The 25802-nt window shown below is 56.4% G+C and carries 20 protein-coding genes and 1 pseudogene; 8 read left to right on the plus strand and 13 right to left on the minus strand.

All coding sequences use genetic code 11. From position 1 onward, the window contains the following. Positions 1 to 21: 21 nt before the first annotated feature. The 5 genes and pseudogenes from GRI36_RS10025 to pgi all read right to left on the minus strand — a co-directional run bounded on the left by GRI36_RS10025 (position 22) and on the right by pgi (position 6127). A complete protein-coding gene (locus GRI36_RS10025) occupies positions 22 to 1548 on the minus strand; it encodes an acyl-CoA carboxylase subunit beta (RefSeq protein ID WP_160598339.1) in 1527 nt (508 codons plus the stop codon). Between the two features lie 131 nt (positions 1549 to 1679). Continuing rightward, complete coding sequence (locus GRI36_RS10030; RefSeq protein ID WP_160598340.1) at positions 1680 to 2702, minus strand: NAD-dependent epimerase/dehydratase family protein; 1023 nt, start codon at positions 2700 to 2702, stop codon at positions 1680 to 1682. 51 nt (positions 2703 to 2753) lie between these two features. Continuing rightward, complete coding sequence (gorA, locus tag GRI36_RS10035) at positions 2754 to 4100, minus strand: glutathione-disulfide reductase (RefSeq protein WP_160598341.1); 1347 nt, start codon at positions 4098 to 4100, stop codon at positions 2754 to 2756. A 118-nt stretch (positions 4101 to 4218) separates the two neighbouring features. Then, a pseudogene (locus GRI36_RS14095) lies at positions 4219 to 4507 on the minus strand (GIY-YIG nuclease family protein). A gap of 66 nt (positions 4508 to 4573) precedes the next feature. Then, complete coding sequence (gene pgi, locus GRI36_RS10040; RefSeq protein WP_160598342.1) at positions 4574 to 6127, minus strand: glucose-6-phosphate isomerase; 1554 nt, start codon at positions 6125 to 6127, stop codon at positions 4574 to 4576. A 160-nt stretch (positions 6128 to 6287) separates the two neighbouring features. On the opposite strand from pgi, the gene lepB reads away from it, so the two are divergent. The 3 genes from lepB to era are packed head-to-tail and all read left to right on the plus strand — an operon-like array spanning position 6288 to position 8733. Further along, positions 6288 to 7127, plus strand: coding sequence for a signal peptidase I (gene lepB, locus GRI36_RS10045; protein ID WP_160598343.1), 840 nt, complete (start codon positions 6288 to 6290; stop codon positions 7125 to 7127). Continuing rightward, positions 7124 to 7807, plus strand: a complete 684-nt coding sequence (gene rnc, locus GRI36_RS10050; protein ID WP_160598344.1) for a ribonuclease III — start codon at positions 7124 to 7126, stop codon at positions 7805 to 7807. The genes lepB and rnc overlap by 4 nt, the downstream gene beginning before the upstream one ends. Next, entirely contained in the window at positions 7804 to 8733 is a 930-nt protein-coding gene (gene era / locus GRI36_RS10055; protein WP_202392156.1) for a GTPase Era, read from the plus strand. The genes rnc and era overlap by 4 nt, the downstream gene beginning before the upstream one ends. A gap of 60 nt (positions 8734 to 8793) precedes the next feature. Here the strand turns inward: era and GRI36_RS10060 are convergent, their stop codons facing one another. From GRI36_RS10060 to plsY, 5 genes are all read right to left on the minus strand, one after another. After that, the gene (locus tag GRI36_RS10060; RefSeq protein WP_160598345.1) at positions 8794 to 8979 is read right to left on the minus strand and encodes a hypothetical protein; all 186 of its coding nucleotides are present in this window, start codon (positions 8977 to 8979) and stop codon (positions 8794 to 8796) included. A 389-nt stretch (positions 8980 to 9368) separates the two neighbouring features. Then, positions 9369 to 11963, minus strand: a complete 2595-nt coding sequence (gene topA / locus GRI36_RS10065; RefSeq protein ID WP_160598346.1) for a type I DNA topoisomerase — start codon at positions 11961 to 11963, stop codon at positions 9369 to 9371. A gap of 145 nt (positions 11964 to 12108) precedes the next feature. Then, complete coding sequence (locus tag GRI36_RS10070) at positions 12109 to 13656, minus strand: vWA domain-containing protein (RefSeq protein WP_160598347.1); 1548 nt, start codon at positions 13654 to 13656, stop codon at positions 12109 to 12111. 105 nt (positions 13657 to 13761) lie between these two features. Continuing rightward, a complete protein-coding gene (dprA, locus tag GRI36_RS10075; RefSeq protein ID WP_160598348.1) occupies positions 13762 to 14868 on the minus strand; it encodes a DNA-processing protein DprA in 1107 nt (368 codons plus the stop codon). 10 nt (positions 14869 to 14878) lie between these two features. After that, positions 14879 to 15436, minus strand: coding sequence for a glycerol-3-phosphate 1-O-acyltransferase PlsY (gene plsY / locus GRI36_RS10080; protein ID WP_160599172.1), 558 nt, complete (start codon positions 15434 to 15436; stop codon positions 14879 to 14881). A 131-nt stretch (positions 15437 to 15567) separates the two neighbouring features. On the opposite strand from plsY, the gene murI reads away from it, so the two are divergent. The 5 genes from murI (at position 15568) to GRI36_RS10105 (ending at position 21788) form a co-directional block, all read left to right on the plus strand. Continuing rightward, the gene (gene murI / locus GRI36_RS10085; protein ID WP_328598376.1) at positions 15568 to 16374 is read left to right on the plus strand and encodes a glutamate racemase; all 807 of its coding nucleotides are present in this window, start codon (positions 15568 to 15570) and stop codon (positions 16372 to 16374) included. Positions 16375 to 16478: 104 nt separating this feature from the next. Then, positions 16479 to 17699, plus strand: a complete 1221-nt coding sequence (hemA, locus tag GRI36_RS10090; protein ID WP_160598349.1) for a 5-aminolevulinate synthase — start codon at positions 16479 to 16481, stop codon at positions 17697 to 17699. A 125-nt stretch (positions 17700 to 17824) separates the two neighbouring features. Next, positions 17825 to 20008, plus strand: coding sequence for an EAL domain-containing protein (locus GRI36_RS10095; protein ID WP_328598377.1), 2184 nt, complete (start codon positions 17825 to 17827; stop codon positions 20006 to 20008). A gap of 184 nt (positions 20009 to 20192) precedes the next feature. After that, positions 20193 to 21008 (plus strand): TauD/TfdA dioxygenase family protein, encoded by an 816-nt coding sequence (locus tag GRI36_RS10100; protein ID WP_328598414.1) that lies wholly within the window; start codon positions 20193 to 20195, stop codon positions 21006 to 21008. A gap of 105 nt (positions 21009 to 21113) precedes the next feature. Continuing rightward, positions 21114 to 21788 (plus strand): nitroreductase, encoded by a 675-nt coding sequence (locus tag GRI36_RS10105; protein WP_160599176.1) that lies wholly within the window; start codon positions 21114 to 21116, stop codon positions 21786 to 21788. A 97-nt stretch (positions 21789 to 21885) separates the two neighbouring features. Here GRI36_RS10105 and GRI36_RS10110 read toward each other — a convergent pair whose 3' ends face one another. From GRI36_RS10110 to GRI36_RS10120, 3 genes are all read right to left on the minus strand, one after another. Continuing rightward, positions 21886 to 22206: an SHOCT domain-containing protein gene (locus GRI36_RS10110; RefSeq protein WP_160598350.1), complete on the minus strand. Its 321-nt coding sequence runs from the start codon at positions 22204 to 22206 to the stop codon at positions 21886 to 21888. 28 nt (positions 22207 to 22234) lie between these two features. Then, positions 22235 to 24472: a copper-transporting P-type ATPase gene (locus GRI36_RS10115; protein ID WP_160598351.1), complete on the minus strand. Its 2238-nt coding sequence runs from the start codon at positions 24470 to 24472 to the stop codon at positions 22235 to 22237. Between the two features lie 108 nt (positions 24473 to 24580). Further along, positions 24581 to 25786: a type III PLP-dependent enzyme domain-containing protein gene (locus GRI36_RS10120; RefSeq protein WP_160598352.1), complete on the minus strand. Its 1206-nt coding sequence runs from the start codon at positions 25784 to 25786 to the stop codon at positions 24581 to 24583. Positions 25787 to 25802: the final 16 nt, after the last annotated feature.

Raw genomic sequence — 25802 nt, forward strand, 5'->3', positions numbered from 1 at the left:
TGCCAGAGAAATTGCGCTCACTCACAGCGGAATATTGTCATGCTTCTTCCACGGGTTCTCCAGATGCTTCCCGCGCAACTTCCGCAGCCCCAAAGCAATCCTCCGCCGCGTGGAATGCGGGTAGATCACATTGTCGATATAGCCGCGTTGTGCCGCCACGAACGGGTTGGCGAAGCGGTCTTCATATTCCCTGGTTTTCTCGGCGATTTCTTCGGTGGATTTGCCGCGGAAGATGATCTCTACCGCGCCCTTTGCGCCCATCACCGCGATTTCGGCGGTTGGCCATGCGAGGTTGAGGTCGCCGCGAAGGTGTTTGCTCGCCATTACGTCATACGCGCCGCCATAGGCTTTGCGGGTGATCACTGTGATTTTGGGCACGGTCGCCTCGGCATAGGCGAAAAGCAGTTTCGCGCCGTGTTTGATGATGCCGTTATGCTCCTGCGCGGTGCCGGGCAGGAAGCCGGGGACATCGACGAATGTAAGGATCGGAATGTCGAACGCGTCGCAGAACCGCACGAACCGCGCGGCTTTCTTTGACGCATTGATATCAAGCACGCCTGCCAGCACCATAGGCTGGTTAGCGATAACACCCACGGTACGGCCCTCAATCCGGCCAAAGCCGCACAGGATGTTGCCGGCATGAGCAGGCTGGATTTCGAAGAAGTCCCCCTCGTCCAGCACTTTCGCCAGCACTTCATGCATATCGTAAGGCTGATTGGCGTTATCCGGAATCAGCGTGTCGAGGCTCATTTCCTCGCGATCAAAAGGATCGTCTGTCGGGCGTTCGGGTACTTCTTCGCGGTTTGATAGCGGCAGGAAATCAAAGAAGTCGCGCGTCGCGAGCAGCGTTTCGATGTCGTTCTCAAACGCCAGATCGGCCACGCTGGTCTTGGTCGTATGCGTAATCGCGCCGCCCAGTTCTTCCTGCGTCACGACTTCATTGGTCACCGTTTTGACCACATCGGGACCAGTTACAAACATATAAGAGCTGTCCTTCACCATGAAGATGAAGTCGGTCATCGCGGGGCTGTACACCGCGCCGCCCGCGCATGGGCCCATAATCAGGCTGATCTGCGGCACAACGCCGCTGGCCAGCACGTTGCGCTGGAACACATCGGCATAACCGCCAAGCGACGCGACGCCTTCCTGAATGCGCGCGCCCCCGCTGTCATTAAGACCGATTACAGGAGCGCCATTGCGCATCGCGGTTTCCATGGTCTTGCAGATTTTCTCCGCATGACGTTTGGAAAGCGATCCGCCAAAAACTGTGAAATCTTGGGAGTAAACATAGACCAGCCGGCCATTAATCGTGCCGCTGCCACATACCACACCATCACCGGGAATTTTCTGTTCCGCCATACCGAAATCGACGCAGTCATGTTCGACATACATATCGACTTCTTCAAAACTGTCTTCGTCAAGCAACACATCCAGACGCTCGCGCGCAGTCAACTTGCCCTTGGCATGCTGCGCATCAATCCGCTTTTGACCGCCGCCCATATGGGCGGCTTCACGGCGGTTTTCCATTTCGGCAATATTGGCTGACATTCAAAGTCCCTGTTTGTCGTGCATTCCTATGCGAACGCCTTGCCGCGCACCTGACGCACGGTCAAGCCAGTGCGGTTGGGCCAATGAGGTTGGGCCAGTGAGGTTGGGCCAGTGAGGTTGGGCCAGTGCGGTCAAACCTTCACTACACCAAGATCAATCAGGCTGCGTGCACAATCGAGCACGCTTTCTTCCTCTGATCGGGTTTTCCAGCCCAGCACTTTTTCCGCATGGCTGGCATCGGAATGGCGCACGCGGCCAAGCTCGTTTTTGACCGAGCGGAATTCCGAATTGACCAACATGAACAGGCTCGCCATCCAGCCGGGCATAGCCTTCGCCGGCACTTTGCGCGCTTCCTGCGGGGTCAGGCCGGATTGCAGGACATTAGCAAGATCGATCATTTTCATGAACTTGCCCGCTGCGATGAAGCGTTCACCGGCAATCCCGGGGGTTTCCAGACAGCGAACATGCAAATCAGCGACATCGCGCGTATCGACCACGCCAAAACCGATATCGGGCGTACGCGGCACTTTACCGTTCAACAGCATTTGAACCGGTTGAACCGATGGCGAGAAATCTGCGCTATCAACCGGCCCCAGCACCAGCACCGGATTTACCGAGACGAATTCGATATCACCGCCCTCGGCCGCCACCCAATCGCGCGCGGCACGTTCAGCAATGGTTTTGGACTTGGCATAGGGGGTGGTGTCCGGGTCGCTTACATCGGTCCAGTCGCTTTCGGTAACGGTGTATTCCATATCGCCTCGGCCATAGGCGACTGCCGCGATCGAGCTGGTCTGGACGAAGCGGGTAACACCTGCTGCCTTGGCAAAGCGAAGCGCGCGCAACGTGCCTTCGCGCGCCGGAACGATCATGTCGTTCTCGTCCTTCGGAGTTTGTGCGGACAGGGGTGAGGCGACATGCGCGACATGGGTGCAGCCCGCGTTGGCCTGCGCCCACCCATCATCGCTCATCAATTCCGCCTGAAACACTTTCAGCCGCTCGCCCGGTTGGCCAAAGCGTTCAAACAGTCCCGCCTCGCTCTTCGCTTTGTCGCGAACGGTAGTGTGGATATTCCACCCCTTGGCGAGCAATTGCTTGATCAATTCCCCCGCGATGTAACCCGTTCCGCCCGTTACCAATACTGTACCAGCCATTTATAATCTCCCTTTGGCGGGAGGCTAGCGGCAAGAGTTGCTGGCAGCAACTTACTTAAGCAGCACCAGCTCTTCCGCCATGGAGGGGTGAATCGCGACGGTCGCGTCAAAGTCAGCCTTGGTAAGGCCAGCTTTTACCGCCACGGCAAAGCCTTGGAGGATTTCTGCGGATTCAGGCCCGATCATGTGAATGCCAACCACCTTGTCGGTCGCCGCATCGACAATCATCTTATAAAGGCCGCGCTCGTTCCGGCCCGCGACAACGTTTTTCATCGGGCGGAAATCGGATTGGAACACTTTTATATTGCCTAGCGCATTACGTGCCTCGCCTTCGGTCATACCAACGGCGGCAATCGGCGGATGGCTGAATACCGCGCTTGGGATGCTGTCATAGCTGACTGATTTTGGGTCATCGTTAAACACCGTGTCGGCAAAGGCCTGCCCTTCACGGATTGCGACTGGCGTCAGCTGAACCCGGTTGGTCACATCGCCCACGGCATAGATATGATCGACGTTGGTCTTCGAAAATTCATCGACCATAATTTCGCCAATCTTGCCCTGATCTACTCCTACAGTTTCGAGGCCAAGACCCTTCACATTCGGATTGCGGCCCGTGGCGAACATAACCAGATCGACATTCATATCGTCTGCCCCGTCCAGCTCTACATGGAACGTGCCATCATCGTTTTTGGTAATGGCCTTAAACGTTGTATTGAAGTGGAACTGGATGCCCTTGGTCATGCTGATTTTCAGCAGCCGGTCGCTCAACGCGTAATCATAACCGCGCAGCAATTGATCGCTCCGGTTCACGATACAAACTTGGCAGCCGAATTCATTGAAAATGCCGGCGAATTCATTGGCGATATAGCCGCCGCCCGCGATCATTACGCGCTTCGGCAATTGGCCAAGATGGAACGCTTCGTTGGAGGTAATCGCGTGTTCGCTGCCTGGGAATTCTAGCCTTGCAGGCTCTGCGCCGGTTGCAATCAGGATATATTTCGCAGTGACGACTTTCCCGCTGGCGAGCGTCAATTCGTGCGGGCCGGTTATCTCGGCGCGTTCATGGAAAATGGTGACATCATGGTTCTCAAGCGTTTCGGTATAAAGCCCGTTAAGCCGGTCGACATCGCCAAGAACCGTATCGCGCAATCGGATCCAGTCGAATTTCGGCTCTTCCAGATCCCACCCGAATTGCCTGGCATCCTCAAGGTCTTCGGCAAAATGCGCGCCGTAAACGAGCATCTTCTTGGGCACACAACCGCGAATAACGCAGGTCCCGCCGACGCGGTATTCCTCAGCCACGGCGACCTTGGCCCCGTGAGCAGAAGCCACGCGAGAAGCGCGCACGCCACCCGAGCCAGCGCCGATAGTGAAGAGGTCGAAATCGTAGTCAGCCATTAAATCCCTTTCGTCATCCCAGCAAAGGCTGGGATCGTTCTCAATCATCTCCAGCCGGAAGGCATGTCCAGCCGGAAGGCCAACGATGCCAGCCTTCGCTAGGATGACGCGAGAATTTTCAACTCAGTACATCGTCAAACATATCACGCCAGTCTGGGTTTTGTTCCTCAATCAGCCGTATCTTCCAGTCGCGTTTCCAAGCCCAGATATTTTTGCGCAGATTTGCATCTTCGATTGTGCCGCGATGCTCGACTAAAACTAGCCTGTCGAGATCATAGCGCCGGGTAAATGCCGAACCTTGACCCGGCCTATGTTCGGTATATTCGTGCGGCGATGTCAGAAGTTACACCAGTGGAGAGAACTCCGCGAGTTTTGTTGGTGAGGATGTAATTCCAACCGAAATTCATACCATGACCGCCCTAACTCATTGCCTTAACGAAGGCTGGGATGAAGATCAGAGGCTAAAACTCGGCTTAGCTTAGCCCCGCCGCCGCCAGCAAAGCCTCAGTACTCGCATCAAAGCTTTGCCCGCCAGCATCAATGCTATTGGCCATTTGCTTGCCCAGCTCGACGCCGAACTGGTCGAACGGATTAATCCCCATCAGCACCGCATTGGCAAATGTCCGGTGCTCGTGAAACGCGATCAGCGCGCCCAATGTCGCAGCATCCAGATCGTCGCACAGCATTGTTGCGCTTGGGCGGTCACCTTCGAAATTGCGCGCTCCGTCCTCGCTTGCCTGCCCCGCCATCAGTGCCGCGCCTTGGGCAAAGCAATTGGTCAGCAATATCCGGTGATGCGCAGGATCAAGATCATCGCCCGGCGCAATGCTGGCGATGAAATCAACCGGAATCAGATGCGTGCCCTGATGCAGCAATTGGAACACAGCATGTTGCGCGTCAGTGCCCACCCCGCCCCAGGTGATCGGCGCGGTCGGGCCATCGACCCGCTCTCCGGCGGAGGTCACGCTCTTGCCGTTGCTCTCCATCTCCAATTGCTGAAGGTAATCGGGAAACAAGCCTAGCCGCTCGTCATAGGCGAACACCGCGCGCGTCTGGCATCCACGAAGCCGCGTGTAATATTGGTCGGCAAAGGCGGCGCGCAGCGGTAAATTTTCGCGGCCTTCGGTGCTTTGGAAATGCAGATCAACCGCCCTTGCACCAGCAAGGAATTGCGCGAATTCGTCCCAACCCACTGCCAGCGCGACCGGAAAGCCGATGCTGGACCACAGCGAATATCGCCCGCCAACAGTCTCGCTAAACGGCAGAACGCGTGTTTCATCCACGCCCCATTCAACCGCCGCTTCAGGATTGGCGGTCAGCGCGACCACGCGGCCATAAGTATCATCGACCCCGCCCTCGCCCAGCCATTTGAGCGCGCTGGCGGCGTTGGTCATGGTTTCGATTGTGGTGAAAGTTTTGGAGGCAATTGCGACCATTGTAGTGGCCGGATCGCAGGCGGCGAAGGCCTGCTCCAGCGCAACCCCGTCAATATTCGATACGACATGCACATCGACCAACGCCAAATCGCGAGTCAGCGCGTCAATCGCCAAAGCTGGCCCGAGCGCGCTGCCGCCGATGCCGATATGGATCAGATGTTTGACCGGTCCCAATGCGCCTTCGTGAATCGCTTCAACCAGCATCTTCATCCGCAAATGCAACGCCTCGGCCTCTTCGACATAGGCCTCGTTCCCGACCCCGCGCTGCGCGGTATGCGTTGCGGCGCGGCCTTCGGTGTTGTTCACCTTCTCGCCGTCAAACATCGCATCGCGGTTGCCGGTAAAATCCCGGGCGTGGGCGAGTTTTTCGAAGCCGCTCATCAGCGCATCATCCAGATGGGTTTTGGACCAGTCGAACAGGACACCGCTTGTTGCATCGCCGCCAAGCGCCTTGACCATATCATCAGCCACTTCCCACTCGATCCGGCCAGACAACGCAGCGATCCGCGCATCGTCCTCGAACAGATCGTTCAAATTACGCTGGGGCAGCGCTTCTAATTCTTTCCAAATGGCCCGAACCGCGTCGCTCATGCAAAAATCCTTCCTACAGGGGGCTTCAACGAGTAGGGACTGGCGCGATGATTTGGAACCCATTGAAAAGCCGCGGATACGAATTTCTGGCGTATAGGAATTTTGCAATCCGGTTGAATGGCGACCGCTCCCACCTTCTGCAAGAAAGCAGCCGAATAGCATGAATGAAATTACCGAGCCTACGGTGACTACCGACGGTGAAACTCCCAACCCAGAAAAACCCGCGAAGAAGGAAGACAGCTTCATCGTCTTTCTGATCAAGCTAGTGTTTATTGTCCTCGTTTTCCGTAGCTTTATCTATTCGCCGTTCAGCATTCCAAGCGAGAGTATGTTGCCGCAATTGGCGAATGGCGATCATCTGCTCGCGTCCAAATGGGCCTATGGCTATTCCAAATATTCGCTGCCGGGCGAAGTTCCGCTGATCCCCGGCCGGGTTTTCGCAAGCCTGCCAGAACGCGGCGACATTGTGATCTTCAAACATCCGGTCGACGGCACCGATTACATCAAACGCGCTATTGGGCTGCCCGGCGACACCATCGAAATGCAGCAGGGCCAGATCATCCTGAACGGCACGCCCGTACCCAAGCAAAGAATCGCGAATTTCGAAAACGCGCTGTCTCCCAACACCCTGTGCCACCCGCTGGCGGAAACCGTCAGCAAGCCCGATGGCACGATGGTCTGCAGCTATGTGCAGTTCAAAGAAACCCTGCCTTCAGGCGAAAGCTACAACGTGCTCGATTTCGGCGCGATGGAGAAGGACAATTTCGGCCCCATTATCGTGCCAGAAGGCAAGATCTTCGTAATGGGTGACAATCGCGACAATTCGCAGGACAGCCGCTTCCCAGCGACACCCGGCGGCGGCGTTGGCCTTGTCCCACAGGAATTGCTGGTTGCGCGCGCATCTGTGATCATGTGGTCCACTGATGGCGGCGCGGAATGGATAAAGCCGTGGACGTGGTTTACCGCATTGCGCGGCGACCGGATCGGCAACGGCCTATGAACCAGAAACCGACTGAATTGGAAGGAGCCACGCGTGATTGGCTGGAAGCGCATGGCTTTGTCATTAAGGACCAGGCGCTATGGGTCGAAGCGCTAACGCACGGTAGCACAGGCGAAGCTCGCGATTACCAGCGGCTCGAATTTCTCGGCGACCGCGTGTTGGGCCTGACCATCGCTGACCTGATGTTCCAGCAAAGCCGCGGTGCCGAAGGCGCATTGGCGCAGCGTCTGAATGCTCTGGTCAGCAAAGCGGCCTGCGCTCAGGCCGCGCGCGATATCGGCGCGTCGAAACATATTCGCTTGGGCAAGCAAGCACGCGATGATGGCGCGGCCACCAGCGACAATGTCTTGGGTGATATTATGGAATCGCTGCTCGGCGCGGCGTTTCTTGACAATGGGTTTGACGCAACCAAGGCGCTCATCCGGCAATTGTGGAAATCGCAAGTCGAAGGTACCGCTGGCACCGCCAAACATCCCAAAAGCGCGCTGCAGGAATGGGCCGCGGGCAACAAACGCCGCCCACCCGAATATGAGTTGGTCAGCCGTTCCGGCCCCGATCACAAAGCAAATTTCACCGTTCGCGTATCCGTCCAGAATGTGGGCGAAGCCGAGGGTAACGCCTCAAGCAAGCAGGAAGCGGAAACCGCTGCTGCGCAAAATTTTATGGAGACATTCGGTTGACCGAAAATACTAATTCCCAATCCGGCCCCCAAACAGACACGCAGTGCGGCGTAGTTGCCGTGATCGGTGCGCCAAATGCTGGCAAGAGCACGCTGGTCAATAATCTGGTCGGACAAAAAGTCGCGATTACCAGTGCCAAGGCGCAGACCACCCGCGCCCGCCTGATGGGTATCGCGCTGCATGACACGGTGCAGATTATCCTCGTCGACACGCCCGGCATCTTCGCTCCCAAACGCCGGCTCGACCGCGCAATGGTCAGCGCAGCATGGGAAGGCGCGGAGCAAGCCGACGCGATTGTCCTGCTGGTCGATCCGCTGAAGCAGCGCCGTCATGAAATGATCCCGTTGGTGGAGGCGCTGGCCAACCGGCCCGAACGCAAGATCCTCGTGCTCAACAAGGTCGACAAGGCGGTAAAAGAACCCCTGCTCGCGCTGGCCGAGGAATTGACCAATATGGTCCCGTTCGAAGAAGTGTTCTTCGTTTCTGCGTTGACGGGTGACGGAATACCCGAACTTAAAGACCATCTGGCAGGGCTGATGCCCAAGGGGATATGGCATTATCCCGAAGACCAGGTCAGTGACGCCAGCGAACGCTTGCTCGCCGCAGAAATAACCCGCGAACAATTGTACAAACAACTGCACGAAGAGCTGCCCTATGACAGCGCTGTGCGCCCCGAAAGCTATACGCAGAAGAAAGACGGCAGCGTCGAGGTACGCCAGCAAATCGTGGTCGGCCGCGACAGCCAGAAACCGATTGTGCTCGGCAAAGGCGGATCGATGATCAAATCAATCGGCGAAGCGGCGCGCAAGGAATTGTCCGAAGTTTTGGGCCAGAAAGTCCATCTGTTCCTTCACGTGAAGGTCGATGAAAACTGGGCTGACGATAAAGAGATATTCGAAGAAATGGGGCTGGATTTCGGGAAGTAAGGCTTAGATATTCCCTAGTTTGCGAAGCCAAAATGGGGAGGGTTTCCATTAATCAGGATTTTACCGTTTCTTAGCCACTGCCACCTTGTTCTTCTTCGCAAAATCCTTGGTCGATTCTTCGCTGCGGCCTAGTGATTTGGCGATGGCTTTCAGGCCGTGGCCTTTGCTGGCGAGCAGGCGTAATTTACCTGCCTCCTCGGCGTTCCACGGTTGTTTGTGGCGTTCGAAATGGTCGCGTTTGTTCATTTTTCGTGATCCTTATTCCGCCGTCATCCCAGCGCAGGCTGTTATCGTTACCGGATTGGCGCGATATTGAAAGCGATGCCAAGAAACGCTCGGATGACGAATTGAGGCATTGGAGTGCGCGTTTTCCTACAGCACACCAATTCGCTAAGCCCTCAGTCGCTCTTTCAAATCGTCGGTTTACATGCGGGCATTTGCGGAACCCGAGCAAATGTGTAACCCGCTTCCCAACACAGAAAACACGTGTTTTTAGATGCTTACAGAAGGTGTGTTAGGTTACAGGTGTAACCCTAAACCCAACATTTGGCTGGTAACTCTCCCCGGCATTGCCCCACCACTCCCTCGCGCGAAGCGGCGCGGCAATGGCGGGGCAATGGCGGGGACATATGACGCTACTCCTTGGCCGGAGCTTTTTTCTTTGCAGGCGCTTTCTTCTTAGCCGGAGCCTTCTTCTTCGCGGCCGGCTTTTTTGCAGCAGCCTTCTTCTTGGGCGCAGCTTTCTTTTTTGCCTTCTTCTTGGGCGGACCTTTGGCGATGCGAGCGTCGATCAGTTCGATTGCTTGCTGCTCGGTCACATCCTCCGGCTTCATGCCTCGCGGTATCGTGGCATTGTTTGTGCCATCGGTGACATAGGGTCCATAACGGCCCGGCAGGACTTTCATCTCACCGCCGCTGGTCGGATGTTCTTTGAAAGTCTTGATCGGTTCTGCCTTGGCGCGGGTACCGCCCTTGCGATTGGCGGCCTCCGCCAGCAGCGTCACCGCGGTGTTCATGCCGGTTTCGAACACATCCATCGTGCTGGTCAGCTTGGCATATTTGCCGTCATGCCGCAGATACGGGCCATAGCGGCCAATCGCGGCTTCGATGTCTTTATCAGTTTCGGGATGCTTGCCGACAATGCGCGGGAGGTCGATCAGTTTGACCGCCCATTCCAGATCAAAATCGTCGAGGTCTTTGGGTATCGAGGCGCGTTTGGCTTCCTTGCCCTCGCCCATCTGTACATAGGGACCGAAACGCCCTGATTTGCGCTCAATTTCAAGACCCGTTTCGGGATGTTTCCCCAGAGGTTCGTCGGCCGCTTCCTCACCATCCGCACCCGGTTGGGCAAAGCGGCGGGTAAATTTGCATTCGGGGTAATTGGCGCAGGCAATAAAGGCGCCGAATTTGCCGCCACGCAGCGCAAGCCGGCCATCGGCGCGACCTTCCTTGTCACACATCGGGCAAAAACGCGGGTCTTTGCCGTCTTCGCGTTCGGGGAACAGATAATCGGACAGATATTCGTCCAGCACCTTGGTCACATCAGACGGTTGCTGCTCCATCACCTCGTCGGTTTTGGGTTTGAAATCCTTCCAGAATTTCGCGAGCAAATCCTTGTAAGCCGCCTTTCCGTCGGAAACGACATCGAGCTCGTCTTCCATGCTGGCGGTGAAATCATAGGCAACATATTGTTCAAAGAACCGCTCCAGAAACGCGGTCAGCAAACGCCCTGATTCTTCAGCAAAGAAGCGGTTTTTCTCGACGCGGACATAATCGCGGTCACGAATTGTCTGGATGGTTGAGGCGTAGGTCGAAGGGCGGCCAATGCCCAATTCTTCCAGGCGTTTAACCAGGCTCGCTTCGGAAAAACGCGGTGGCGGCTGGGTGAAATGCTGGTTGGCCTCGACCGATTTTTTCGCAGGCCTGTCACCTTTGGACATGACGGGGAGCAATCCGGAATCGTCGTCCGCCTTATCGTCGAAGCTTTCCTCGTAAACGGCGAGGAAGCCGGGAAATTTGACCACTTGGCCGGTGGCGCGCAGTTCGTGCAGTCCGGCTGGATCGCGCAGTGTCACCGTGGTGCGTTCGAGGCTGGCCGATTGCATCTGGCTGGCCATCGCGCGTTTGAAAATCAAATCATACAGCTTGGCTTCGTCGCCCGAACTGGCCTTTGATTTAGTAAAGCTGGTTGGCCGGATTGCCTCATGCGCCTCCTGAGCGTTTTTGGCTTTGGTCGCGTAATGGCGCGGTTTCTCGGGCAGATAATGGCCGTCATACCGCTCGGAAATTGCCTTGCGGCAGGCGGAAATAGCGCTGCCATCCATCTGCACACCGTCGGTCCGCATATAGGTGATGTCGCCCGCCTCATACAGCTTCTGCGCCAGCCGCATCGTGTGACTGGCATTGTAGCCTAGCTTACGCGAGGCTTCCTGCTGCAAGGTCGAGGTTGTGAAAGGCGGTGATGGATGTCGTTTTTGTGGCTTGGTTTCGACCTGCTCAATGGTGAACGGGGCGTGCTCGATCTTGGCCTTGGCTTCAAGCGCGCTGCCTTCGTTGCCGATAGTCAGCTTCTCGATTTTCTTGCCGTCATATTTGACCAGCCGTGCATCGAATGCGGTACCGTCCTGCTCGAGCTTGGCGACAATTGACCAATATTCGTCAGAGCGGAACGCCTCGATTTCGCGCTCCCGCTCAACAATCAGGCGCAGGGCAACAGACTGCACGCGGCCAGCACTTTTCGCACCGGGAAGTTTGCGCCATAATACGGGGCTAAGCGTAAAGCCGAACAATCGGTCAAGCGCGCGGCGACCAAGATATGCGTCGACCAGATCCATATCGATCTGTCGCGGTTTGCCCATCGCTTCGGTCACTGCGGTCTTGGTGATCGCGTTGAATGTCACACGGTCGACGCTATCGGGCACCGCCTTGCGTTTTTTCAGCAGTTCAAGAACGTGCCACGAAATCGCTTCGCCTTCGCGGTCAGGGTCGGTCGCGAGGATCAATCGTGTCGCGCTCTTCGACGCATCGACGATAGCCTTGACCTGGTCCTTGTTGCGCTTGTCCTGATAGACTTCCCAGCTCATGGCAAAGTCTTCATCCGGCCTTACCGCGTCATCCTTCTTCGGAAAGTCACGAACATGGCCGTAGGATGCGAGGACCTTGAAGTCCTTGCCCAGATAGTTTTCGATAGTCTTCGCCTTGGCTGGCGATTCAACAATAACAAGTTGCATGGAAGCGGTTTCAAATCCTTCTGCGGGTTGCCGGCTTTTGACCAGCGTTCCCTTTCATGTGCGTATACGCGCGAAGGTGGGGTTGCGCCACTGCTTCCGTCAAGCGTCTTTTTGCAATGCTGAAACCAGACTATATTATCCCGCATTATTGCCCGAAGTCAGTAGGCAGGATGCAACGGCCTGCATCTTGCTGGCCCACGCTGCGAATGATTTCATTGCGGTCGGGCTCTATTCGGCGGCCAGAAATCTGGCTGTCGATCACGCGGCGCAGCAAAGCATCGAGACGGGTTACAAGATAGCAGTCAACAGCTGGCTTTGCATGGGGGTTACCAATTCCGCTATCGTCGGTCAGGAAGGTGTAACGCGACTGGGTAGACGCTGCCATCGCTCGCATCAGATATTCAGCCATATCAGCAACGCCTGATGCGCCAACCGGAACGATATGCACACGCTCGGCACGCAAATGTTCGGCAGCTCGCCATGTCATACCGATGTCCTGATCATGCGGCGGGGCATCCGCGACGAGGAGCAAAGATTTTACCGCGTCATCGCGCCAAGGCTGGCCAGCGGCCCGGATCAGCGCGTCCTGCATCGCCTCGGGATAATCTCCGCCGCCATTCGCGCTTTGCTGGGCGATGTGACCTTTCGCGGCGGCAATGTCGGAAGATAGCGGATAGGTCCGGGTGACGAATTGATCGCCTTGATCGCGGTAGAATGTGAAGCCGACCCGGATGTCCAGATTGCGGTGCCGCCGATTGAGCGCGTCAACAATGCTGGTCAATTCAGCCTGCAAGAAGCGAAGCTCGTCAGACATTGATCCCGTCACATCGACCACTAACGCCAGATCGAGCTTGCGAACGCGTTCAGCGCCTCCGCCGAGAGTAAAACTAATGGTTTGAGTTCCATTTACCGAGGCAAGATCGACGCTGCGCCAATTGCTGTTGCCAGCGCGGACTTGGACTTTGCTACCAAGCCGATCGAGCTTCGGGAAGAATACTGAGCTGCCGTCTGCGACGGTGTCCAAAATAATGCTCCGACCATTGGCGCAGCGAACTTCAATCGGCACAAAAGGCATTGCCTGACCGCGCCGATCTTTAGCCACAATGGTCAGCAATCGTTCGGTATCTAGCAGCGGCAGATCGCGAGCCGATTGTCCGAGGCCCGAATTGCGAACATAGTCTGCGTAAAGTTCAGGGTTGAGCAGATCATCGTGCTCACCGGCTGTAAGAAGGCCGCTTTGAGGGCCCGGCTCCGGGCGCGGCTCCGGGCGAGGCATTGGACGCGGATAGCCTGGCATCGACCGCGTTTCAGGCGATGAAGTTTTCGCAGACCGTTCGCCAGACGCGTATGCGCCAACTGATTCGGACGATGTGCCCTCCGCAGCAATCGCATGTGGCGGTGTGGGTGGCGGCGAAGGTGAAGGCGGTGGAGGAGGTGGTGGTGACGCAACTGCCATCGCAACCGGCGGCGAGGCTGGAGCCCCTTCCCTGTCCATACGGTCACGGCGGACATTTTGCTGCTCCCGAATATCCGGCTCTCGGCCTAAATCTGGCAGCGCAGCAGGGCGACGGCAAAGATCACCATAGTCTGAGGTGACAAGCCGCTCACCTTGAGCCCTGGTTGTTTGGGCAAAGCCAGTTGGTGTTGGCGCCAGCATCGCGGCGGCACATATGGATCCGATAATCTTACGCATGAAAATCCCCTCACGTTCCTATGCATGTAACAGTGTCACATCGAAATGAACGAGGGCTGAGTCGGCTGTTCAGCAAAATAGGTGAATGACAAACTGATCTGAGTCTTATTCCCCTGAAAGGCTCACCCTTCCAGCAGCATGCCGAACCAATGACCCGCTCAACTCCAGTTCCAGCAATGCCAATTGGACGGAGGCAGCGCTTCCTCCCGATTGTCTGATAAGTTCGTCCACCGCGACAGGCGCGTTGGAGAGCAGGCCAGAGATATTCGCCGGATCGGCATCGGCCAGCTCATCATACGCGATGTAACTGCCCTCCGCGCAATCATGCAAGGACGACCTTTGCTCACCGTCAAAGCCCGACATCAACTCCAGCACATCCTCCACAGACTGGACGAGCACGGCCCCCTCGCGAATCAAATGATTGCAACCTTGAGATCTCGCATCGAGTGGACTGCCGGGAATGGCCATGACCTCTCGTCCTGCTTCCCCTGCCAATCGCGCGGTGATAAGCGAGCCCGATTTCTGCGCTGCCTCGACCACTAAAGTGCCGGAGGCAAGCCCAGCAATAATCCGGTTGCGACTGGGGAAATGGCTACCTCGCGGCTCGGTGCCGGGCGGTTGTTCGGCCAGCAGCAATCCCTCTTGCGCGATCCGTTCCTGTAACTCTGCATGCTGCGGCGGGTAAGCGATCTCGATGCCGCTCGCGATCACCCCGACAGTAGACGATTTTGCCGCTGCCAATGCTCCCTTATGCGCAGCTCCATCGATCCCGCGCGCCAACCCTGACACAATTGTCAAACCCGCTTCTGCAAGGCCGACCGCAAAGTCTCGCGCCAATTTGACCGCAGCCGCCGAAGCGTTGCGAGCTCCGACCATCGCGACGCACGGTTTAGCGGCGATCGACAAATCCCCTCGCCAAGTCAGAATCGGCGGAGCGCTGTCAAGCCGCAGCAGCAATGCGGGGTATCCAGGTGAATCGTGAAACAGATATTTTGCGCCAGCCTGCCGCGTTGCGGCGACCTCGCTCTCGATCCGGTCGCGATTGGCAGGGATATAGGTCCTGCCGCCTTTCTTGCCCAAATCGGGTAAAGCCTCCAGCGCCGCAACGGCATGCCCAAAGCGTGCAATCAATTGAAGATAGGTTACCGGCCCGATGTTGGGCGAGCGGAGCAGCCGAATCCGCGCAAAGGCTTCTTCCTGGGAAAGCGACACTAGCCTCGCCTCAACTCTTACTGCCGACCTTGGGCTCTGTGCCCTTGATCAGTCGGCCGATATTCTCTCGGTGAAGCCAGATAATCAACGCAGCGATAATTGCCAAAGTCATAGGAGCAACCGTCGGTCCGAAATAAAGCGACGCGCCAGCCGCTGCGACGACAGCGGTCATACCAGCGAGCGAACTGACGCGAAAAATTACCAGCATCAAAATCCACACTGCAGCGTAAGTCAGGCCAATCGGCCACGCCAAACCAAAACAAACACCCGCATTCGTTGCAACACCCTTCCCGCCTTTAAATTTGAGCCAGACTGGAAAACAATGACCAAGAATTGCAAACAAAGCTACCCAGCCGAGATCATCCCAGAAAAACTGCCAAGCGAGATAGACGGGCAGGAAACCTTTCAGTCCGTCGAGCAACAATGTCGCCGCTGCCAGCCATTTATTGCCAGTTCGCAAAACATTGGTCGCGCCGATATTGCCGCTGCCTATGCTACGAACATCGCCCATTCCTGCCAGCCGTGTCAGGATTAACCCGAACGGGATCGAGCCAAAGGCATAACCCATTAAAGCGGCCAATATCGTGTTGGTTTCGATCAAAGCGTCAACTCCTGTTGTGGGCCACCATAAGACGAATGCTTGCAATCGGTCACCGGAAAAATAAGGAGAAAGCTCGAAACTGGTGATAGGGCCGATGCGTGGACAATATTATTAAAGCTGACGCGCCAATCCTGATCTTCGATTCGGGGGTCGGCGGACTGACCGTGCTGGCCGCGCTGCGCCGCATCCTGCCACAAGCGCCGGTTATCTTCGCTGCAGATCAAGCTGGCTTACCATACGGCACCAAATCGGAAGCCGAGATCGCTGCGCGGGTCGCGGGCTTGCTAGGCCGGATGAGTGAACGCTACCGCCCTCGCCTCGCGTGCATCGCATGCAACACAGCTTCTACAATAGCCTTGGGAATGGTGCGCGATGTGCTAGAAATTCCCATTGTCGGAACCGTCCCCGCCATTAAGCCCGCAGCGGCAAGGACCAAATCGGGTGTGATCGGGCTGCTCGGGACCGAAGCAACTATCCGCCAAAGTTATGTTGATCGGCTCGAACAAGAATTCGCACAAGGGAAGCGGCTAATTCGCCATGCTGCACCTGGCTTGGTCGCCCCGGCAGAAGCAAAATTGCGCGGCCAGCCGGTTGATTCGGCGGCGATTGCGGATGCGGTTTCAGGGATGCGCGCAAAAGACAGCGGCGATCAGATTGACACGGTGGTACTTGCATGCACGCATTTCCCGCTTCTAAGCGAAGAACTTGGCGCATTGTTGGGCGCGGAAACCGAGCTGGTGGACGGCGCTGAAGGAATTGCGAACCGGATCGTTAATTTGACAAGCGGGCAGGAATTTGTCCGCAATCGTCCAGATTTAGCAATAACTACCGGAGACTTGGGCGATTTTGAAACCTTGCGCGATGCTATGACCAGCTTTGGTATCGACCAGTTGGAACGATTTTAACTGCGAACGATTCGCAAAGATCGGGGTGGCAAAATGCAACTTGTCGGCCTAAATCGGCTCCCAGAAACGGCTGGCAAGACTCCAGCGAAACACGCAGGTTGGCGATGAATTACGACCAAATCTTCGATCAAGCCATTGACCGTTTGCATTCCGAAGGGCGCTACCGCGTCTTTATAGATATTTTGCGTAACAAGGGCGCATTTCCAAATGCGCGCTGTTTCCATGGTCACAATGGTCCCAAGCCGATTACGGTTTGGTGTTCGAACGATTACCTCGCTATGGGACAGCACCCCAAAGTAATTTCCGCCATGGAAGATGCGCTGCACGATGTCGGTGCAGGCTCTGGTGGTACGCGCAATATCGGCGGCAACACCCATTACCATGTCGAGCTAGAGGGCGAATTGTCGGACCTGCACGGTAAAGAAAGTGCGCTGCTGTTCACCAGCGGCTATGTATCGAACGATGCAACGCTCTCGACCATTGCCAAGTTGCTGCCGGGCTGCGTTATTTTTTCTGACGAACTCAACCATGCCAGCATGATCGCAGGCATACGTAATTCGGGCTGCCCGAAACGCGTTTTCCGCCATAATGATCTGGAACATCTGGAAGAATTGCTTGCGGCGGAAGACACCGAGATCCCAAAATTGATTGCGTTTGAAAGCGTCTATTCGATGGATGGTGACGTCGCTCCAATTCACGCGATTTGCGACCTTGCGGAAAAATATAACGCGCTGACTTACATCGATGAAGTCCACGCGGTCGGGATGTATGGTAAACGCGGTGGCGGCATTTCGGAGCGTGATGAAGCAGCAGACCGGATTGATATAATTGAAGGCACTCTGGGAAAAGCATTCGGCGTGATGGGCGGCTATATCGCGGCTGACCAAAAGATCGTCGATTGCATCCGATCCTATGCGCCAGGCTTTATTTTCACGACTTCGCTCAGCCCTGCTTTGGTTGCCGGCGTTTTGGCATCGGTACGACATCTGAAGCAATCGAGCGAAGAGCGGGACGCACAGCAACTCAACGCCGCTATGCTCAAAACAAAACTTTCCGCCGCAGGCCTGCCAGTCATGCCGAGCGAGACACACATCGTGCCGTTGATGGTTGGCGATCCCGTTCGGGCGAAGAAAATCAGCGATATTTTGCTTGCTGAATATGGTGCCTATGTTCAGCCAATCAATTATCCGACTGTACCGCGCGGAACAGAGCGGTTGCGTTTCACTCCGGGCCCCGCACACACCGAGGAAATGATGGACGAACTGACATTGGCCTTGGTGGAAATCTGGGACCGGTTGGAATTGGAGCTGCGTAAAGCGGCCTAAGCTAAAAAGATCGGCATAGGTCTGACGGGTAAATTCCCATTCCTTAATTCGATAGTAACCAACAGGGCGTACTGAAAGCCCATGTTTTACGCGCGCCTCATCAACGTCACATTGCGATCACGGCTGTGAAGAATTTTCTTCACGGGCTCGCAGGCAAGCGAGATAACCAGACCGATGTTCGGTCCGGAACGCGCGCGATGGTGCCCGATGCATTGCGGGCAAAAGTGCTCGACGAATATGACCGCGCTGGAATTGGGTGGATCTGGGCAACAGATGCAGCCGGAAATCTGATCTACCTGGCTGATAAGGCTACTGAAACACTCGGGCTCGAAATTGGAGAGCTTCTTGGCAAACCGCTTGACGAATTGTTTGAAATTGATTCGAGCGTAGGCAAAGATGGCTTGGGCCGACCCCTAAAATTCCAGCTCAAGGCCCACAACAAGATCCGCGACCAAGTCGTCCGTTTTTCAAACGGAAAGTCAGAGCAGGAAGTCAGGCAAGTATGGTGGTCACTTTCCGGTCACCCCGTTCGCAATTCCGACGGTGAATTTGCGGGATATCGCGGCAGCGCCGCCGATGTAACGGTCGAATACGAACGCAAATTGATCGATTCGAAAATGGCGGATTTTGACTCGCTGACCGGCTTGGCCAATCGCCACCAAATGGACCGCCAGATTGATGGCACTCTAGCGGCGTTTAAATCATCCGGACGCCCGGTTGCGCTGATGATGATGGATCTCGACAAATTCAAGCGCGTCAATGACACGCTGGGGCATCAAGCTGGCGACGCTCTGCTAATCGAAGTGGCCGAACGCCTTAAGAACCTCGTTGGAGATAAAGGCAAAATCGGGCGCCTTGGCGGTGACGAATTCCAAATCATGTTTGCCGGTGAAGATGATCGGGGTAAACTTGGCGAGTTAGCCGATAAGATAATTCAAATCCTGTCCCAGCCCTATGCGTTGGACGACGGAAAACGTGCCATTATCGGCGCATCTGTAGGTATCGCAGTTGCACCTTTTGACGGGGCAACTCGCGAGGAGCTGACCCGGGCGTCAGACCTTGCACTATATGCCGCAAAAAACGGCGGACGCGGGCAGTTCCGGTTCTACGCGACCGACCTAAAGGACGAAGAACAAGAGCGCGAAAGCGTGCTCGAAGATTTGCGTGAGGCGCTGGAATTAGGCCAGCTCTACCTGCAATATCAACCCGTTGTCTCGATCAGCAACGGCCATGTTGTTGGTTTAGAGGCGCTGATGCGGTGGGAGCATCCGGAACGTGGGTTCGTCAGCCCTGGACAGTTTATCCCAGTCGCCGAAGATAGCGATCTGATCAATAATCTGGGCGAATGGGCGCTGCGCACAGCCTGCGAAGCTGCCAAGAAGTGGCCCAAGAGCTTGCGCGTTGCAGTCAATGTTTCGGCAGTTCAATTTGCCAATCCCGGGTTGCCGAGCGTGGTTGCCAATGCCCTCGCGCACTCAGGCCTCGAACCAGACCGTTTGGAACTTGAGCTAACCGAGAGCATCTTCGTTGGCGATAATGATGAAACCGAACGGATGTTCGCACAGCTAAAAGGCCTAGGCGTCCGGCTCGCGCTCGATGATTTTGGCACCGGTTATTCCTCGCTCAGCTATCTGCGCGCGGCCCCGTTCGACAAAATCAAGGTCGATAAAAGCTTCGTCGACAGCTGTACCCAGAAGGACAAGAACAGCGCCAAGATTATTGCCGCGATTGTTGGACTTTCAAATGCGCTGAACATGGAAACCACGGTTGAAGGGGTTGAGGCTTTCGACCAACTCGAAGTGGTCAAATCGCACGGCGCAAAGCTGGTGCAAGGCTTCATCTATTCGCGGCCTTTGAACGAGGAAGTCGTTCTTGATAGAATTGCCAGCGGCGAATTCACCATCGTGCCCGATGGCCCTGATACGTATCGGCCAGACCGCCGGTCTGTATTCCGGCGGATCGGCGTGATCCACGAAGATTATTATTATAACGCAGTCATGCGTGATCTTTCCCGCAATGGCGCCGGACTTGATGGCATTGTCGGGGTCGACGTCGGCACGCATCTGGTCCTCGATTTAGGCGAAGGTCAGTTGGCCGTTTGCAAAGTGGTGCGGTCCGAGAATGCAGAAATTGGCGTGGAATTTGAAACCCAATTGACCAGCGATGGCTCTGGCGGACTATGCACCCGCCACCGGATTTCTCCCTATACCATTGCCGCAGCGGGCCTGCCCAAAAAGCCGGGCACCGCGGGACCAACCGAGGGTAAACGGGACCAATCTACTCCCAAATTTTTGGAAGTCAGCGCTTAACAGCCGCCTCACTCGTATCATGCTAATTGCCCTGTGCCCTGTTTCCATGCTTTAACGAGCATCAAGGAACGGGAGAGATCACATCGCCAGCCTCATTGAACAAAGCGAGAATGCGCCAAGTTTTGGCGGGTCGAAATTAGACGAGCAAAGTCATCCCCATGCCCAATCCTCAACTGCCCTGACGATTCGTCCGCTCACTCCGGCAATCGGCGCGGAAATTTTGGACATTAATCTAGCGTCACCTGAAATTGCTGAGCAAGTACCCGCGATCCGTGCGGCTTTGCTGCAGTACAAGGTAATATTCTTCCGCGACCAGAGCCTGACCGCCGAGCAGCATATCGCTTTTGCCAGGCATTTTGGCGATCTGGAAATCCACCCTGCAACGCCGAAGTCTCAACCCAATCCGGAAATTCTGCGTATCGCTCATGGGCCAGAAAGCCGCGGCCAAGAAAATTACTGGCACTCGGACGTCACTTGGCGAGAGAAACCGTCGCTAGGGTCCATATTGCGCGCAGTTAAACTGCCCGAGGTTGGCGGAGACACGCTGTTTGCCAATATGCATTTGGCTTACGAACGATTGAGCCCAGTGATGAAGCGGTTTTGCGAGGGTTTGACCGCAGTCCATGATATCGCCCGGGTATTCGCCAAGCGATTAGGTAAGACGCCCGATGATCTGCGTGAAAAATATCCGCCGCAGCGCCATCCAGTCATTCGCACCCATCCCGAAACGGGTAATCCTGTGATTTACGTCAACACCGCTTTCACTAGCCATATCGAAGGCTTGTCGGCCAAGGAAAGCAACTGGCTGTTAGATCATCTCTATGCGACCGCCGCCGATCCCGAAGTGCAATGCCGCTTCCGCTGGCAAGTCGGCTCGCTTGCCTTTTGGGATAACCGCGCCTGCCAACATAATGCCGCAAGCGATTATTTTCCTGCCAAACGGATAATGGAACGGGTAACGATCGCCGGTGACAAACCGTTTTTCAAAGCTTCGCCCTGACCGCATGTTTAGCTAGGCCTTTCGCACACAGAACCAGCAATAAAGGCACGCGATTTGCGCAGTCCCAACGCACCCAATCGAGTAGACAACACCATGCAAGAATCAATGACTTATGACGAAGTGGTCCTCGGACGCCGCTCAATCCGAGGATATCTGGACAAGCCTGTTCCGCGCGAGTTGATCGAGGAAGTGCTTGCACTTGCCAGTCGTTCACCTTCCTCAATGAATACCCAGCCGTGGCATTTCCACGTCATCACTGGCGATCCGCTCGACCGCATCCGGCGCGGCAACACCGAACGCATTCTGGCGGGCGAGCCCGACAGCCGCGAATTCCGCCGGGGTCAACCGTTCGCCGGTGTCCACCGCGACCGTCAGGTCGGCGTCGCCAAGCAATTGTTTGGCGCGATGGGTATCGAGCGTGACGACAAGGATGCACGGCAAGACTGGGTGCTGCGCGGCTTCCGCCAATTCGACGCGCCGGTTTGCGTGATCGTGACTTACGACCGCGAATTGTCCGAAAGCGACGACACCGCCTTCGATTGTGGCGCGGTGACCACCTGCCTCGTCAACGCCGCATGGAGCCGCGGGCTCGGCTGCGTGATTAATTCGCAAGGCATCATGCAAAGCCCGGTCGTGCGCGAACATGCCGGCATTCCTGACGATCAGGTCATCATGAAAGCAATCGCACTGGGCTGGCCGGACAATAGCTTCCCGGCCAACGCCGTGGTCAGCGAGCGCAAGAGCGTGGATGAAGCGGCACGGTTTGTGGGGTTTGATTAAGAGATAACGAGCGGCTGACAAAGGTCCGTTATCAGGAAGTACGGCAGACGCCAGACACGGCATTAAATGGGGTGGTTAGCGGAAGGTCTCCGCAACGCTACCGCTCCAGAATATCCTTCTTGCGCTGGAGATATTCCTCGCGATCAATTTCACCATTGGCATAACGTTCGTCGAGACGGTCCATAGCGACCTTGCCATTGCTTTTTTCGGCCCTGCTGCTGCCCAACCTGCGCGTAAGAAGGATTGTAGTGATTATAATCGCGGCCAGCACCAACAACCCAAGCAAAGTGTGCACGAGGCTTGCGCCACAGCCCCATGAGTGGCCGAACGCGTGGCTGCCATCGTGCATATGCCAGCCTTCAACTTGATGAACTCTTGCGCTGACGAACAAGAGCAGTGCCGTTCCTTGGTTCAACATGTTCCGGCTCCTCTCCTCAAATGACCGCTTAGATCGTTACCGTGCGCAGTCGCAGTGAATTCGTCACCACCGAAATCGAGGACGCGCTCATCGCTAGGGCTGCGAACATCGGGCTGATAAGAATGCCAAGCCACGGATAAAGCAGGCCAGCTGCGATGGGCACTCCCAGTCCGTTATAGAAGAGTGCAAAGAACAGGTTTTGGTGGATATTCCGCATGGTGGCGCGGGCGAGCCGCCGCGCGCGAACGATCCCATCCAGATCTCCTCTCACCAGTGTAATCCCGGCACTTTCAATCGCCACGTCCGCGCCGGTGCCCATGGCAATGCCGACATCGGCCTGTGCCAGGGCTGGGGCATCGTTGACCCCGTCTCCTGCCATGGCAACCTTGCGTCCTTGCCGCTGGAGATCGTCGATTATCATGGCCTTGTCTTGCGGCAGCACATCCGCGCGGATTTCGTCGATCCCAAGCGAACCCGCGACCGCCTTGGCAGTCCTCTTATTATCGCCTGTCGCCATGATTATACGAAACCCTAGCGCGTGAAGTTCCTTGATTGCTGCGGGGGTCGTTTTCTTGACAACATCGGCGACGCAGACGAGTCCGGCCACCGCGCCATCAACAACCACGAACATCACGGTCTCGCCCTCGTCGCGGCGGCTATCAGCCTTCCCTCGCGAACCGTTGGGCAGAATTTGCAGTTGCTCCAGAAGTCTTGAGTTGCCCAGCGCGACGTCCCTGCCGTCTACCTGTCCCCGTACGCCCTTTCCGGTAATGGCTTCGAAATCCAGAGCATTTTCGAGCACTATGTTGCGATCTTCCGCACCTTTAACGATTGCCTCTGCAAGAGGATGTTCCGATCCCTTTTCAAGCGCGGCGGCGAGCCTGAGCACATCATTTTGCGTAAAACCCTCCTCGGGAAGAACGGCAACCAGCTTCGGTTTGCCCTCTGTGAGCGTGCCGGTCTTGTCGACGATCAGTGTGTCGATCTTCTCGAAGCGTTCAAGTGCCTCGGCGTTCTTGATCAGCACGCCCGCCTGAGCGCCACGTCCGGTCGCCGTCATCACTGACATCGGGGTAGCCAAGCCAAGGGCGCAAGGGCAGGCGATGATAAGCACCGAGACGGCTGAGATGAGGGCATAGGACAGCGCAGGGGGCGGTCCCCAGATCGACCATCCAACGAAAGCAAGAACTGCTACGCCGATAACTACGGGTACGAACCAGCTGGCGACCTGGTCGGCATACTTCTGGATCGGCGCGCGCGACCGCTGCGCCTTGGTGACCATGTCGACGATCTGGCTCAACATGGTGTCTGAGCCGACGCGGCGGGCGGCGAGGACAAGGCTACCGGTCCCGTTGAGCGTGGCACCGGTTACGGCGTCACCGAAGGACTTCTCGACTGGCACAGGCTCGCCCGTGATCATACTTTCGTCGACGGAGGAGTGCCCTTCTAGAACCTCGCCATCCACCGGTATCTTTTCGCCCGGCCTTATCCGCAGGCGATCACCCACCTGAACCTCCTCGAGCGGGATCTCCTCCTCGCGATTGTCAGCCCGGATTAAGCGCGCAGTCTTGGGCGCAAGGTCGAGCAGGGCGCGGATTGCCTTGCCGGTTCCCGCCCTCGCGCGCAGTTCCATCACCTGGCCCAACAGCACCAGCACCACAATCACAGCCGCAGCTTCGAAATAGACCGGGACATGCCCGTGCATGTCGAGAATGCCCTCAGGAAAGATCGAAGGTGCCACAACTGCGGAGACGCTGAACAGCCAGGCTGCGGCAACGCCCATGGTGATCAGCGAAAACATGTTGAGATTCCAGGAGCCGAAGGACTTCACTCCTCGTTCGAGGAAGGGCCAGCCGCACCACAAGACGACAGGGGTTGCCAGCAGCAGTTCAGCCCATCGCGCCACGCCTTCGCCCAATGTCTGCCTGAACCAGCCTAGACCAACCATGGGCCCCATTGCCAAGAGTAGGATAGGAACTGTCAGCACCGTGCCAATCCAGAAGCGGCGTGTGAAATCAGTCAGTTCGGGATTGGCCTGCTCATCCTCCATCGCTGCCGATTCCAGCTCGAGGGCCATCCCACAAAGAGGGCATGGCCCCGGCTCAATCTGCCGCACCTGCGGGTGCATCGGGCAAGTATAGACCGCTCCCTTGTGACCTTCGAGCACCATGTCATACGGCCGCGCATCCGGTGCGTTGTTGCCGCGAGAGTGGTGCTCATGATCGTGGCACGCATCTTCGCTCATAACATCCAAGCTTACAGACATGCTGTCAGTTCTGCAAATGTCCGCAATTGGGCCGAAAGCTGACAAGCTGCTTTTATCTGTAACTCAAAGTAAAGCAGCCATGTAAAAACTGTGTCGGGGCATTGGCTTCTACCGCAAGCTCACCACATTGTCGCTTTCGCGCGGGTCAATCCGGTCGCCGCGGTAGAGGCTCGCCATTGGCTCGTCCACTACATCGACCTGCACCGCATTGCCGAAGCCGTTGAATCCGGTTTTCATGGCTGCGCCATAAGCGCCGAGCATTCCAACTTCGATGAAATCATCGGCCTTTATGTCTCCGGGCAGCAGAAACGGGCCTTTCATAAAGTCGGCATCGTCGCAGGTGGGACCAAAGAAGCTGAATTCTTCCTCCGCATCGCGCAGATCCTCTTCGAGTGCGGCAACGGGAAAACGCCATTCGACATGGGCTGCATCATACAGCGCGCCATAGGCGCCATCATTGATGAATAGCTCGTCACCGCGCCTCTTCTCCACGCGTACGATCAGCGAGGAATATTCGGCGCACAGCGCTCTGCCCGGTTCGCACCACAGCTCCGCATTATAAGCGATGGGCAGTTCGTAGAAATGGCGGTGAATGACCGAGAAGTAGTCTTCGAGTGGTGGCGGCTCCATACCCGGATAAATGCTCGGGAACCCGCCTCCCACATCGACCATGTCAATGACCACGCTGGCATCGGCAATTGCCGCTCGCACACGCTCCAGCGCCTGAACATAGGCAAATGGCGTCATCGCCTGACTACCCACGTGGAAACACACACCAAGCCAGTCACAATGTTGGCGGGTCACTTGCAGCAATTCTCCTGCATCAGCGACATCGACACCGAATTTGGAGGCAAGTGAAAGCTCGGCATATTCGCTCGACACGCGCAGACGGACCAGCAGGCGCAGGTCCTTGGCCGGGTTGCCCTTTTCATCGCTGCAGCCTTCGACAATTTTTTCCAATTCCTCGATAGAATCGAGGCTGAAGGTCTTTACGCCGTGCTGGTGATATGCCTCGCGGATGGCGCGCGCGGTTTTGACAGGATGCATAAAGCACAGCACCGATTCTGGCACAGCTTCACGCGCAAGGCGAACCTCCGCGATCGATGCCACATCGAAATGCGTGATCCCATTCGCAAAAAGGATTTTCAGCAGTTCGGGAGAAGGATTTGCCTTTACCGCATACAGCGACTTGCCCGGAAACTTCTCAACGAAGAAACGAGCGGCACGCGCAGCGGCGTGAGGGCGATTGAGGATAACTGGTTCGTCCGGCGAAAGATCGCGAACTACAGCAGCAGCATTAGGATAGATGTGCAACTCAAGGGACCCCCTG

Origin of the sequence: Pontixanthobacter gangjinensis (assembly GCF_009827545.1) — a bacterium.
GTDB lineage: Bacteria > Pseudomonadota > Alphaproteobacteria > Sphingomonadales > Sphingomonadaceae > Pontixanthobacter > Pontixanthobacter gangjinensis.

Bases quoted from the DNA above. Each gene is read 5' to 3' on its own strand.
- GRI36_RS10025 (WP_160598339.1), bottom strand. From the start codon at position 1,548: ATGTCAGCCAATATTGCCGAAATGGAAAACCGCCGTGAAGCCGCCCAT.
- GRI36_RS10030 (WP_160598340.1), bottom strand. From the start codon at position 2,702: ATGGCTGGTACAGTATTGGTAACGGGCGGAACGGGTTACATCGCGGGG.
- gorA (WP_160598341.1), bottom strand. From the start codon at position 4,100: ATGGCTGACTACGATTTCGACCTCTTCACTATCGGCGCTGGCTCGGGT.
- pgi (WP_160598342.1), bottom strand. From the start codon at position 6,127: ATGAGCGACGCGGTTCGGGCCATTTGGAAAGAATTAGAAGCGCTGCCC.
- lepB (WP_160598343.1), top strand. From the start codon at position 6,288: ATGAATGAAATTACCGAGCCTACGGTGACTACCGACGGTGAAACTCCC.
- rnc (WP_160598344.1), top strand. From the start codon at position 7,124: ATGAACCAGAAACCGACTGAATTGGAAGGAGCCACGCGTGATTGGCTG.
- GRI36_RS10060 (WP_160598345.1), bottom strand. From the start codon at position 8,979: ATGAACAAACGCGACCATTTCGAACGCCACAAACAACCGTGGAACGCC.
- topA (WP_160598346.1), bottom strand. From the start codon at position 11,963: ATGCAACTTGTTATTGTTGAATCGCCAGCCAAGGCGAAGACTATCGAA.
- GRI36_RS10070 (WP_160598347.1), bottom strand. From the start codon at position 13,656: ATGCGTAAGATTATCGGATCCATATGTGCCGCCGCGATGCTGGCGCCA.
- plsY (WP_160599172.1), bottom strand. From the start codon at position 15,436: ATGGGTTATGCCTTTGGCTCGATCCCGTTCGGGTTAATCCTGACACGG.
- hemA (WP_160598349.1), top strand. From the start codon at position 16,479: ATGAATTACGACCAAATCTTCGATCAAGCCATTGACCGTTTGCATTCC.
- GRI36_RS10105 (WP_160599176.1), top strand. From the start codon at position 21,114: ATGACTTATGACGAAGTGGTCCTCGGACGCCGCTCAATCCGAGGATAT.
- GRI36_RS10110 (WP_160598350.1), bottom strand. From the start codon at position 22,206: ATGTTGAACCAAGGAACGGCACTGCTCTTGTTCGTCAGCGCAAGAGTT.
- GRI36_RS10115 (WP_160598351.1), bottom strand. From the start codon at position 24,472: ATGTCTGTAAGCTTGGATGTTATGAGCGAAGATGCGTGCCACGATCAT.